The organism is Pseudomonas sp. Pseusp49 (assembly GCF_059491875.1).
Genome location: NZ_CP168514.1, coordinates 4,401,549 through 4,413,538 on the forward strand (window position 1 = coordinate 4,401,549; position 11,990 = coordinate 4,413,538).

General features: G+C 62.5%; 10 protein-coding genes. 5 read left to right on the forward strand and 5 right to left on the reverse strand.

Annotated features, from left to right (window positions below):
- Positions 1-41 precede the first annotated feature (41 nt).
- Positions 42-953, forward strand: a complete 912-nt coding sequence (locus ACEN83_RS19680) for a LysR family transcriptional regulator (RefSeq protein ID WP_495578158.1) — start codon at positions 42-44, stop codon at positions 951-953.
- Between the two features lie 4 nt (positions 954-957).
- On the opposite strand, the gene ACEN83_RS19685 is transcribed toward ACEN83_RS19680, so the two are convergent.
- The gene (locus tag ACEN83_RS19685) at positions 958-1,731 is read right to left on the reverse strand and encodes a helix-turn-helix transcriptional regulator (RefSeq protein ID WP_007970649.1); all 774 of its coding nucleotides are present in this window, start codon (positions 1,729-1,731) and stop codon (positions 958-960) included.
- A gap of 110 nt (positions 1,732-1,841) precedes the next feature.
- Here ACEN83_RS19685 and ACEN83_RS19690 point away from each other — a divergent pair, with 110 nt between their 5' ends.
- Together ACEN83_RS19690 and ACEN83_RS19695 are read left to right on the forward strand one after the other, a co-directional pair.
- A complete protein-coding gene (locus tag ACEN83_RS19690; protein WP_495578159.1) occupies positions 1,842-2,945 on the forward strand; it encodes an extracellular solute-binding protein in 1,104 nt (367 codons plus the stop codon).
- 153 nt (positions 2,946-3,098) lie between these two features.
- Entirely contained in the window at positions 3,099-4,229 is a 1,131-nt protein-coding gene (locus ACEN83_RS19695; RefSeq protein ID WP_495578160.1) for a DmpA family aminopeptidase, read from the forward strand.
- A gap of 308 nt (positions 4,230-4,537) precedes the next feature.
- Here ACEN83_RS19695 and ACEN83_RS19700 read toward each other — a convergent pair whose 3' ends face one another.
- Positions 4,538-5,158, reverse strand: coding sequence for a TetR/AcrR family transcriptional regulator (locus ACEN83_RS19700; RefSeq protein ID WP_495578161.1), 621 nt, complete (start codon positions 5,156-5,158; stop codon positions 4,538-4,540).
- Between the two features lie 166 nt (positions 5,159-5,324).
- On the opposite strand from ACEN83_RS19700, the gene ACEN83_RS19705 reads away from it, so the two are divergent.
- Complete coding sequence (locus tag ACEN83_RS19705; RefSeq protein ID WP_495578162.1) at positions 5,325-5,765, forward strand: hotdog fold domain-containing protein; 441 nt, start codon at positions 5,325-5,327, stop codon at positions 5,763-5,765.
- Between the two features lie 154 nt (positions 5,766-5,919).
- On the opposite strand, the gene ACEN83_RS19710 is transcribed toward ACEN83_RS19705, so the two are convergent.
- Positions 5,920-6,642, reverse strand: a complete 723-nt coding sequence (locus ACEN83_RS19710) for a GNAT family N-acetyltransferase (RefSeq protein WP_495578163.1) — start codon at positions 6,640-6,642, stop codon at positions 5,920-5,922.
- A 279-nt stretch (positions 6,643-6,921) separates the two neighbouring features.
- Between ACEN83_RS19710 and ACEN83_RS19715 the strand changes: the two genes are divergently transcribed.
- Positions 6,922-10,299, forward strand: a complete 3,378-nt coding sequence (locus tag ACEN83_RS19715; RefSeq protein ID WP_495578164.1) for an Ig-like domain-containing protein — start codon at positions 6,922-6,924, stop codon at positions 10,297-10,299.
- A gap of 190 nt (positions 10,300-10,489) precedes the next feature.
- Here the strand turns inward: ACEN83_RS19715 and ACEN83_RS19720 are convergent, their stop codons facing one another.
- Together ACEN83_RS19720 and ACEN83_RS19725 are read right to left on the reverse strand one after the other, a co-directional pair.
- On the reverse strand, positions 10,490-11,059 hold the full coding sequence (locus tag ACEN83_RS19720; RefSeq protein ID WP_495578165.1) for a YceI family protein: 570 nt from the start codon (positions 11,057-11,059) through the stop codon (positions 10,490-10,492).
- A 137-nt stretch (positions 11,060-11,196) separates the two neighbouring features.
- Positions 11,197-11,868: a phosphoribosyltransferase gene (locus ACEN83_RS19725; protein WP_495578166.1), complete on the reverse strand. Its 672-nt coding sequence runs from the start codon at positions 11,866-11,868 to the stop codon at positions 11,197-11,199.
- Positions 11,869-11,990 lie beyond the last annotated feature (122 nt).

Below are 11,990 nucleotides of genomic sequence, written 5' to 3' on the forward strand. Positions count from 1 at the left end.
CCTGCTCCCGCACAACTTCTGTGCCTATCAGGAATAGATAAATGGATAAAATGAGTGCCCTGACCATGTTCGTCGCCACCGCCGAACAGGGTAATTTCAGCCGCGCCGCCGACCTGCTGGGCAAGACCCCATCGGCTTTGACCAAGGCCGTGGCTCAACTGGAGGAAGAACTCGGCACGCGCCTGTTCGACCGCACCACCCGGCGCATGGCGCTGACCGAAGCCGGTCGCATCTACCTGGAAGGCGCGCGCCAGGCGCTGATGCAACTGCAACTGGCCACCGAGGACGTGGAGCAGTTGCAGCATGAGCTGCGCGGCGACCTGCGGATCACCGCCCCGCCCTCGTTCGCACCGGCTTTTCTCAATCAGGTGTGCTGTCGCTTTTTGACCGCGCACCCGCAGGTCAAACTGGAAGTGGACCTGAGCGATAACTTCGAAGACCCGGTGGACGGCGGCTACGACCTGGCCCTGCGTGACGGCCCCATCGACCTGCCTGGCGTGATCGCACAGCCACTAGTGGAAAATCAGATGTTGCTCTGCGCCAGCCCGGCTTATCTGGCCCGTAAGGGCGAGGATGTTTCACTGGAGAACTATCAGCAGCACGACTGGCTGATCTTCCGCCACCCGCTGCTCAACCGGCATTTCTGGTGGGTCAAGCAAGGCGAACAACGGGTACGCCTGACACAACCGACGCCACGGGTGGCCAGCGACAACTTTGATTTTCTGCTGGCCTGCCTGCTCGATGGGCAGGGCTTGCAGTTCATCCCGCAATGGAGTGCCGCGCCCTATCTGGCGCGTGGCGAACTGGTCGACTTGATGCCGCAGTACTGGCGCGAACCCAGTGCGTTCGGGCCGTGGATCTACGTGCTGTACCTGGCCCACCGGCGCAACACGCGCAAGGTCAAAGTGTTCATCGAATACCTCAAGGCGCATTGGCAACCGCAAGCTGCATGACCGTTCAACGCGGCTGCAACACCAGCGCAAACAACTCGCCATGCCCGTTCACGTTGAGCTTGTGATAGAGGTTGCGCCGGTGCACTTTCACCGTCTCCGGGGAGATGCCCATTTGCTGGGCGATGGCCTTGCTGGAGAAGCCCTGGAGAATCAGGCGCGCGGTTTCGATTTCCCGCAGCGTCAGGCGTGCGTCGAAGCGATCGAGCAAGGTCGCCAGATCGCCGGCCGGCGGTTCGGCGACCGGCCCTTCCGGTGGCAGCAAATCCAGGTGTCGGCGCATCGCCGACAGCACCCAGTCACGCACGCACAGCAGGCGCCCCTGGTCCTCAAGGCCAAAGCGCGTCGAACGCCCGAGGGACAGGCCGAGCACGGCGCCGTCGAGGTTGACCATGAACTGCAACTCGTCGCCACCGACCACGGTGCTGAAGTAGCTCAGGTAGTACTCGCTGTGCTGGAACTGGTCCGGGGCCACCGATTCGAGGCTGTGCAAGCCGTCGGCGATGCCGGCGCAGACGGCTTGATAGAACGGATCGAGCAGGTACATGCCGGCACGGTAGTCCGCCAGTTCTTCCTGCTCGGCACTGTTGCCCTTGGCATCGAAATCAATCAGCAGGCGCGGCACGTGGCCCGGGCGCATCAGCGCCACCAGGGCGTTGTCCAGCGGCACCAGCAGCCGCAGGGTATCGACCAGCGCCCGCCAGAAACCGTCCCGCCCCACCGTCGTGAAGACCCGCGCCAGCCCCTGGTGCACCGGCAACTCTTTCAACAACGCGTCCACGCACTACCCCTTTTGAGTAACCCATGATGGGAATGGGTGAAGGCCACCCCGGTCGATACGCTGCAAACTCCTGATTACCACCGGCCGCAACAGGCCAGGAGTGCCGCATCATGAGTCGTCACCGCTTGTATTTCAATCTGGGGTTTGGCGCCTGTCTGGCAGTGTCGCTGTCGGCGCAAGCCGTCGAAGCCCCGACCGTGCACGTGTACAACTGGTACGACTACATCGGCCCCACGACCCTGCACGACTTCAAGCGTGACACCGGGATCGCGCCGGTCTACGACACCTTCGACAGCGCCGAAGTGCTCGAAGGCAAGCTGCTCACCAGCCGCAGCGGCTACGACGTGGTGGTGGCCAGCAACTTCAGCCTGCCAACCCTGATCAAGGCCGGTGCCCTCGCCCCACTGCCCCGGGCGCAGATGCCGGACTTCAAGAACATGGACACCGATCTGCTGGCGAAACTGGCCAACAACGATCCGGGCAACCAGTACGCCGTGCCGTACCTGTGGGGCACCAACGGCATCGGCTACAACGTCGACAAAGTGCGCGCGGTACTGGGCGACAAGGCACCGGTGGACTCCTGGGACCTGGTGTTCAAGGAGGAGAACCTGGCCAAGCTCGGCGAGTGCGGCGTGGCCATGCTCGACTCGCCGTCGGAGATGCTGCCGGTCGCCCTGCACTACCTCGGCCTGCCGCCCAACAGCACCAACCCCGAAGACTACAAGAAAGCCGAAGCGCTGCTGCTGAAGTTACGTCCGCACATTGCCTACTTCAACTCGTCGAAGTTCATCAGCGACCTGTCCAACGGCAACATCTGCGTGGCGGTCGGCTGGTCCGGCGCCATGCTCGAAGCCAAGACCACCGCCGAGCAGGCCGGCAACGGCGTGAAGATCGCCTACAGCCTGCCCAAGGAAGGCGCGCCGGTGTGGTTCGACACCCTGGTGCTGCTCAAGGACGCCCCGCACCCTGAACAAGGGATGGCCTTCATCGACTACCTGATGCGCGCCGAGGTCATCGCCCCGGTCAGCGACCACCTCAACTACCCCAACGGCAACCGCAGCGCGACCACGCTGGTGGCCGAAGCGACCCGCAACAACCCGGCCGTCTACCCGTCAGCCGAAGCCATGGCCACCCTGTTCACCCTCCAGCCCCTGCCGCCAGCGACCGAGCGCGTGCGCACGCGAATCTGGAGCAAGGTCAAGAACGGCCAATAACCCAAATCCCTGTAGGAGCTGCCGAAGGCTGCGATCTTTTGATCTTTTGTTTTAGTCGATCCGGAATTTTTCAAGATCAAAAGATCGCAGCCTTCGGCAGCTCCTACAGGGGTTGACGCATTTTTCTGCCACGAATCGAAGATGAGAAAACCCATGAAACCACGCGCCCGCGACTTGAACCTCCAATTCGGCCAACTGCAACCCGGCCCGCTCAATGCCATCACCGACGTCCCCGGCGTGCGGGTCGGCCACTGTGATGTACGAGGACGCACGGCCAACGGCCGCGACATCCTCACCGGCGTCACCGTCATCGAACCACGCGCCGGTTCCACCAGCCAGCAACCCTGCTTTGCCGGCGTGCATGTACTCAACGGCAATGGCGATGCCACCGGGCTGGAATGGATTCGCGAAGCGGGCTTGCTGACCAGCCCCATCGCCTTCACCAACACCCACAGCCTGGGCGTGGTGCGCGATGCGCTGATCGTGGTCGACCGCGAGCAGCAAGCCGATGACGGGCGCCTCTACTGGAACATGCCGGTGGTGCTGGAAACCTTCGACGGCTTGCTCAACGACATCAACGGTTTTCACGTGAAGCCTGAACACGTAGCCCAAGCCGTGCGCTCGGCGGCAGGTGGCCCGGTGGCTGAAGGCAATGTCGGCGGCGGCAGCGGCATGATCTGCCACGAATTCAAGGGCGGCATCGGCACCGCGTCGCGACGCCTGAACAGCGCCCAGGGCGGCTGGACAGTGGGGGCGATTGTCCAGGCCAACCATGGCATCCGCAACGAACTGCGCGTCGACGGCTACCCGGTCGGGCGCTACATGGAACAGGTCGATTCGCCGTTCCTCAAGGCCTCGCTGCCCCATCCGGGCATGGGTTCGATCGTGGTTTGCCTGGCCACCGATGCGCCGCTGCTGCCACACCAGTGCACGCGCCTGGCCCAACGCGCCAGCCTCGGCCTGGCTCGCACCGGCGGCGGCAATGAAGACCACAGCGGCGACATCTTCATCGCCTTCGCCACCGGTAACGATCACGTGCCACCGGCTGCCTACGAGAGCAAGAAAGCGCCGACCACAAACAACCTGAGCATGGTCAACAACGACCACATCAGCGAGCTGTTTCTGGCCGCCACCGAAGCCGTGGAAGAAGCCATCATCAATGCCTTGCTCGCCGCCGAAACGGCCGAGGGCAACGGGCATGGGGTGCCGGGGCTGGATGCCGAAACCCTGCTCGAGGCGTTGCGCCGCGCCGGCTGGCCGGGGGATGCGACTAGCGGTACTTGAGTGAAACACTCGGTCTTTTTAGGATGAACTTACGCAGTCGCTTGCCTGGCAAGCCGCTGCGTAGGTGGTGAGTGAACTGAACCCCTACCAAGCTCACCGCCTGCTTCATGCGCATCTTGAGCCTCTCGGCTCTACTTCCTCCCCATCAAAGAGCTTTGAGGCTCTTTTTTTGCCTCTGAAAAACCAACTCCCCATCAACACATTCCCCTGTGGGAGCGGGCTTGCCCGCGAAGGCGTCGTATCAGTCGCCATAAATATTGGCTGACACACCGCCTTCGCGAGCAAGCCCGCTCCCACAGGGGGGATTTTCATTGAGACTCGGTGGTGCACAGCGACCGCCACGCCGCTTGCGCCAGCATCTCCCGGTACGCCTTCGGGCTGCCCTTGACCCGGCCCGACAACCACGCGCGGCAGTAACTGTCTGCCTGGCCAATGATCAGCGACAGCAGCAACTCCGCCGGAAAATCACCCAATTCATCGCCGTGAGTGCCCAGCCATGTCAGCAACTGCTTGTTGCGCACCTTGTTGCGGGTGGCGAGTTCGTCCTTGAACGGCCCCTTGGTGACGGCAAATCGCGCGTGGTACTGGAACCGCGCCCAGTCCGGCTGGCTATCGACCCAATCCACATAGCTGTGCACCAGCGCGTGCACCCCCGCCTGGGTGGTTTGCGCATCCGCCAGGTAGCTGTCGCGCAAACGGGCCTGATCATCCAGGGCGGTAAAAAACAGCGCCGCCACCAGGCCTTCCTTGTTGCCGAAGTGGTGATAGATGGCGCCGACACTGGTATCGCATTCGGCGCGGATCATTTCGATGGTGGTGGCCTCGATCCCCTGTTCGTTGAACAGGCACAGGGCCTTCCTGAAGATGTCGCGCTTGAGTTCGGCGCGTCGTCCGGGGTAGCAGCGTTCGAGCAGATCGGCGGTATCCATGCTGAAAAACAGTCCGCAAAAGTCATGGGTGGAGGCTGGCGGTTGCCAGCGAACAAGTGGCGTCAGGTTGACAGATTTCCTTTCGACAGAATACTGTTCCGTCACAGAACATTATTCTGTTGCGGAAGATTGTTCTGTAAACCGTCATCCTCAAGAGGCAAAAAAAATGAGTCAGTTCCTCAGCATGTTCAACAGCGCCGGGCCAGAAGGGTTCAGCGAAATGGCCTGCCAGGTGGCGCCCTACTTCTCCACCATCAACCCGCTGGTCCAGGATTTGCGCAAAGGCTTGGCCACCGTGCACGTGCCGTTTGCCCGGGAAATCACCAATCATTTGGGTACGGTGCATGCGATAGCGATGTGCAACGCCGCCGAGCTGGCTGCCGGGATGATGACCGACGTGTCCATTCCCGCCGGCGCGCGCTGGATTCCCAAGGGCATGACCGTGGAATACCTGGCCAAGGCCAAAAGCGATGTGACGGCGGTAGCCGAAGGGGATGCAGTGGACTGGACCACCGAAGGCGACAAGATCGTGCCGGTGGACATTCACGATGCCGAGGGCAAGAAGGTATTCACGGCGCGGATTACCATGAATGTGAAGCTGGCTTAAGCGCTGACGGGGGCTCTCGCGGACAACTCAATCCCTGTGGGAGCGGGCTTGCCCGCGAAGAGGCCGACACATCCAACATTAATGTTGGCTGACACACCGCCTTCGCGAGCAAGCCCGCTCCCACAGGGGATTTGTGGTGTTTGGGAGCCTGTGGTCAGACCAGGCGCAACCGGGGGCCACTCGCCGGCACTGCCTCATCACCCAAGCGCTCGCGCACACATTCATTGGCCTTGCGCGTCAACTGGTCCAGATGCCGGTCGCGCTGTTTTTCCGCGTCGGTCATGGCCCGCTTGCCGTGCTTTTGCAGCAGGTAGGTATGAATCTGCCGCACTTCCAGCGAGCTGTAGATCGACGCCACGTCCAGCAGCGCCATCAAGCCATCGGTGCTGTGGTCGCGGGTGTTCATCAACACCTGGGTCGCACGCACGCCCACCACCTGAAAACCCATCGCCTCGAAATACGGCACCTTGGCCACCGCGCAGGTCAGCTCGGCATGGGGATAGCGGCCGACCATTTCCCGCAGCATCCGCCGGGCCACACCCTGGCGCCGATATTCGGCCTGTACCGCCATGTACGCCACGCCACACGCCTCGGGGTCGTCCTGCACCGGCAGGTACAGCACAAAGCCCAGCACCTTGTGCGGATCGTCTTCGTCCGTGGCAACGATCAGCTCCACGGCAATGCCTTTTTCACCGTTGAGCGCCTCCAGGTACAGGTGCACCTCATAGCCGATCGCGTATTGATAAAGGTTGTACAGCAGGTTGCTGGGCGGGATCGCGACCATGCTGATGTCGGTCAGGTTGTCGACCACCATCTGCAGGATCTGGCTATTGATGTGCTCGGGGCACGGGGTCTTGAAGTGGCTGATCAGGGGCATTGCGGTGACAGGCTCCGGGAGGCAAGGGCCGCCTATCATAACGCGCCTGACACCTGCGGTCCGAAGGGTGTTAGGGGTGTAGCAGGTGATTGGGGAAATGGGTGGGTCAAGGCCCCCGAACCTGAGGATTGCTACCCACTTCGGCGCTACAGAAAAGTCTTAATATCTTGATACAAATCAGCCTTCCATACCCTCCGAGACTCCCTCGTGATTGGCGTAGCTCTTGCATCGACCGCATTGCGTACGTCAGCCACATCGGCGCGCCCCGAGGGAAACACTATGAAAAGCCTGCCTGACCTCAAACCGCTCGGTTTCAGCAAACCGGGCATCGCCGCTGTGATGCTGATCAACATCAGCCTCGGCACTGTCAACGCCGCACCGCTGGACGATGTCAACCAGCCACCACCGACGGACCCCTCGGCGTACAGCAACCCGGCAGCCGACCCCAAGGCCGCGCTGGACGCCTTGCTGACCATGCCATCCTCCAATCAGGGTTCCATCGCCCTGCCCAATGGCATGTACGGCACCCGCACCACGCCAACGACCGACAACGTGCTGCAACCAGCCCAGCAAACATCATTCAAGATCCCCACCAACGGCAAGCCCAGTCCGCTGTTCGGGGCGCAGCCGTACACTCAGCAACTGCTGTTGTTCGAAGAATTCGGCACGGAAAAACTCGACCCGACACTGCCCGCGCCACCTCTGACCTTCCCGGTTCCGACCGTCGGCCCGGCGCCCAACCAGGACCCGAACAGCATCGCCCGCAGTGGTCCTTCGGCCACGGCGCTCGAAGCTTTCATGCGCCAGCCGGGGCTGTACCCGTTTCCGTCACAGTATTCCAACGTGCTGGACCGCAACCCATGGCAAGCGCAGATCGAAGCCTTCCTCAACCGCCATCCGGTCGGCTCGCCGGCTGAAGGTCGTCCGCCAGGAAAAGGCTGGTCGCACCAGCGCTGGAACGAGTTTTACCCGCAGGTCGCCTTCAAGACCGTGCAAGCCGGCGCCAAGCTCAACGGCGGCATGCGCGACCGTCGGCAATTGCACAACTACGCCGTCGGTGAGTTCGGGCCGGGCGGTCTCTACTACCAGACCTCGGACATCCCGACCACCACGGGCACCACCAAAGGCATCGACACGCGTTTCCACCCCAACATGCCGATTCAGAACCACAAGGCGCTCTGGACCTTCGACGGCACCTTTCCGCCAAAACTGTTGATGGTGCGCTACGGCCAACCGGTGCTGATGCGGCACTACAACGCCCTGCCGATCGATCCATCGGCCAACATGGGCTTTGGCCTGCACACCATTACCACCCACGAACACAACGGCCACTCCCCGGCCGAAAGCGACGGCTTTGCCAATGCGTTTTTCTTTCCCGGGCAGTACTACGACTATCGCTGGCCGATGCAACTGGCCGGTTACGACACCATCAACACCACTGCGCAGGATCCACGCGCGGCCTTCCCCTGCGCCCCGGGCGAAACCCTGTACGTCAACGACGCCACGCCAGGCCTGAAGACCTGCAACAACGGCAGCATCAAGATCCGTGGCGACTGGCACGAGACCATGAGCACCCACTGGTTCCACGACCACATGCTCGATTTCACCGCGCAGAACGTCTACAAGGGCAACGCGGTGATGATGAATTACTACAGTGCCCTGGACCGCGGCAACGAAGCCTTGGAAGACGGCGTCAACCTGCGCCTGCCCAGCGGCTCGGCCTTGCCCTGGGGCAACCGTGACTACGACGTCAACCTGATGGTGGCCGACAAGGCATGGGACGCCAGTGGTCAGCTGTGGTTCAACCCGTTCAACACCGATGGCTTCCTCGGCGATCAGATCCTGGTCAACTGGCAGTACCAGCCACGCCTGAAAGTGCGCGCGCGCAGTTATCGCTTCCGCATCCTCAACGGCTCGGTGTCGCGCTACCTCAGGATCGCGCTGGTGCGTGAAGTCGCCGGCACCGGTGGCGAATTCCCCGGCCCCGCAGGTTCGGGCGTGTCCTATACCCGCGTGCCGTTCCACATGATCGCCAACGACGGCAACCTCATGGAACACGCCGTGCCGTTCGACGGCAGCATGGACCTGGACGGTGACGGTGATGTGCAGGACCACAACGCCATTCTGCCCACCCAGGGCATTGCCGAACGTTTCGACATCATCGTCAACTTCGCGAAAAACGGGATCTCCGTCGGCGACAAGCTGTACTTCGTCAACCTGATGGAGCACCAGACCGGCAAGCAGCCGGAAAAGAATCCGTTGAGCCTGGCCGATGTCCTGTCCGGCAAGTACAAAGCCGTGCTCAAGTCGGGCAGCAAGGGGCTGGAATGGGACGGCGGCGACCCGGTGGTGGGCAAGTTCATGCAGATGGTGGTGCAGCCTTATTCGGGCCAGGACGTGAGCATGAACCCTGCCGACTACGAACCCGCCAAACCGGGTAAACCGGCCGGCAAGGTGATGATCCCGCTGACCCTCAACCGCGACGATGCGGTCGTACAGGCCAAGCTCAAGGCAGCACGGCATCGCGAATTCATCTTCGGCCGCTCCGATGGCACCGATGAGGCCCCCTGGACCATCAAGACCGACGGCGGCCTGGGCTACAACATGGACCCACGGCGGATCAGCGCCGCCCCACAACTGGCCAACGGCCCGACCGATGCCGGGTTCTCCGGCGACGGCACCCTGGAAGTGTGGAAAATCAAGAACGGCGGCAACGGCTGGAACCACCCGGTGCATGTGCACTTCGAAGAAGGCATCATCCTCAGCCGCGACGGCAAGGCGCCGCCGGAATGGGAAAAATGGGCGCGCAAGGACGTCTATCGCATCGGTGAAGGCATCGACAGTTCGGGAGAGGTGGAAATGGCCATCCGCTTCCGCGAGTTCGCCGGGACCTACATGGAGCACTGCCACAACACCCAGCACGAGGACAACTCCATGTTGCTGCGCTGGGATATCGAGCACCCCGGCCAGTTCCAGTTGATGCCAACGCCCCTGCCTGGCTGGGACGGCGTCAACTACGTGAACTCCGCCGCGCTGCCCACCTTCCGCACGGGCGATAGTCGCAACACTGATGGCGATAACAAAAAACCGATCGCCAACCCCGACAGCGCCGCCAGCAACGGCCAGCCAGTGACCATCAACGTGCTGGCCAACGACAGCGACCCTGACGGCAACGTGCCGCTCAAAGTGGTGGGCCTGGAGCAACCGGACTCCGGCAAGGGCACGGTGACCACCGATGGCGTGCGCGTGATCTACACACCACCGGCGACGGTCCCTGCGCCGTTCACCGCGACCTTTACCTACAAGGCCGCCGATGCCAAGGGTGCGGAATCGGCACCGGCAACGGTGTCCGTGGCGGTCTCGGCAGCGGTCGTCGAGAACCTGATCGTCACCAGCGCTACCGTCACCGCCCGCAGCAACAACCGCTGGTATTGGGTGCTGTCCGGCACCACCTCGCGTGGCCCGGGCAATACCATCACCGCGACGGCCACGACCACAACCGGTACGGCGAACCTTGGCACCGCCACCCTGACGCCTACGGCTACAGGCGCGCGCTGGAATATAGCGGTGACGACCGTCGGCAGTGCCCCCTCGCCGAGCCCGACAGCGACCATCAAGTCGGCCTTCGGCAAAACCGTGACAGTGCCAGTGCACTAGAGCGGATTGATCAGCGCCCGGTTCATGCAATGTGGACCGGGCGCTTTTTTTTGCGGATCGTGCGGGGGGACCGAGAGTCTTTTTATTGACTGTTACAACGCCTTCGCGAGCAAGCCCGCTCCCACAAGGAGCTTATGCTCGACGCAGATCCCCTGTGGGAGCGGGCTTGCTCGCGAAGGCGGCCACACAGTCACCGCTGCGGCGCCACCATCCGAAAGCGGATATTGATCTCGTTGGACACCATGCTGTCCGCCCACTCGCCCTCGCCTATCTTGAAGTCGTCACGCTTGAGCACCAGCTGGCCATCGAAGATGCCGATGGAACTCTCCGACTTCAGCAGCACCGGCACACTCACTTCCCGAGTGAGCCCACGCAGGGTCAGTTTGCCGGTGAAGCTGTAGCGGTCATTGCCGAGGGCCTTGATGGACGTCGATTCGAACGTCGCCACCGGATAAGTCGCGGTGTCGAACCACGCCGGTTTTTGCAGCTCGGTGTTGGCGTCGCTGCTGCCGGCGTCGATGCTGCTCAGGTCGATGGTCAGTGCGGCATGGGCGGCGCCCGGGTTCTCGGTGTCGAAGTCAAGATTGGCCTTGAACTTGCCGAAGGTGCCGTAGGTTTTAGAACCCATCTGCTGATAGGTGAAACTCAAGGTACTGGCCTTGGCGTTGACTTCCTTGTATTCCACGGCGTCAGCGAACGGCGCCAGGCCGAACACCAAGGTGCCGGTCAGAGCGACGCAACACGCGGATCGAAGGTTCATGGCACTCTCCGGGAGGGCTCCCGTCTTGAGTTGGCATGCCGCACACAAAGGCCGGCACCAGATGGACTAAAGCAAACAACCGGCGTTTATTCCACCTCAGCCGTTGAATGGCGACCACCTGCCGGTGGCCGTCAGCGCTACCCGCACGCCTCGCGTTGCCACGCCCGCCGCAACAGCTCGATCACCTCGGCATCCGCAGTCTGGGAAAAGTCCATGTACCAATGGCCAATCGAAGTGAACCATTCGGGCATCAGCGGGCAGACCAGTTCATCCACCTCGCGGCGCAGCGCCTCCACCGTCTCGATCGGTGCCACTGGCACCGCCACCACGATACGCGCAGGTTCCTGCACCCGCAGCGCCTGGATCGCCGCCCGCATCGAAGCGCCGGTGGCCAGGCCATCATCGATCAGGATCGCCACCTGATCCTTGAGCTGCACCGGCGGCCGCGTGCCGCGGTAGACCTGCTCACGGCGCAGCAACTCGCGGCTTTCCCGTTCGACCACGGCGTCGAATGCGGCCTTGGCAATCGGATGCACCCGCAGTGCCTCTTCATTACGAATCTGGATGCCACCGCTGGCAATCGCGCCCATGGCGTATTCGGGGTGGGACGGCACGCCGAGCTTGCGCACCAGTATCAGGTCCAGGCGAACCTTCAGCGCCGTGGCCACCTCATAAGCCACCGGCACGCCGCCACGGGGCAAGGCCAGGACGATGACATCGGGGCGATTGGCGTAAGGCAGCAGCGACTCGATCAAACGCCGCCCGGCCGCTGGCCGGTCTTGCAGGATGGAATGGGACAAGGGGCTCATGTGAAAACCTCCCCAGGCGATTGCGCCTGACTTTTTCAGTCACACCGTCCTTTTGTGGCAAGGGTCCCTGTGGCAGGGGCTTTTGTGGCGAGGGGGCTTGCTCCCGCTGGGCTGCGCAGCAG

Coding starts and splice junctions, on each gene's coding strand:
- ACEN83_RS19680 (WP_495578158.1), top strand. CDS start 42: ATGGATAAAATGAGTGCCCTGACCATGTTCGTCGCCACCGCCGAACAG.
- ACEN83_RS19690 (WP_495578159.1), top strand. CDS start 1,842: ATGAGTCGTCACCGCTTGTATTTCAATCTGGGGTTTGGCGCCTGTCTG.
- ACEN83_RS19695 (WP_495578160.1), top strand. CDS start 3,099: ATGAAACCACGCGCCCGCGACTTGAACCTCCAATTCGGCCAACTGCAA.
- ACEN83_RS19700 (WP_495578161.1), bottom strand. CDS start 5,158: ATGGATACCGCCGATCTGCTCGAACGCTGCTACCCCGGACGACGCGCC.
- ACEN83_RS19705 (WP_495578162.1), top strand. CDS start 5,325: ATGAGTCAGTTCCTCAGCATGTTCAACAGCGCCGGGCCAGAAGGGTTC.
- ACEN83_RS19710 (WP_495578163.1), bottom strand. CDS start 6,642: ATGCCCCTGATCAGCCACTTCAAGACCCCGTGCCCCGAGCACATCAAT.
- ACEN83_RS19715 (WP_495578164.1), top strand. CDS start 6,922: ATGAAAAGCCTGCCTGACCTCAAACCGCTCGGTTTCAGCAAACCGGGC.
- ACEN83_RS19720 (WP_495578165.1), bottom strand. CDS start 11,059: ATGAACCTTCGATCCGCGTGTTGCGTCGCTCTGACCGGCACCTTGGTG.
- ACEN83_RS19725 (WP_495578166.1), bottom strand. CDS start 11,868: ATGAGCCCCTTGTCCCATTCCATCCTGCAAGACCGGCCAGCGGCCGGG.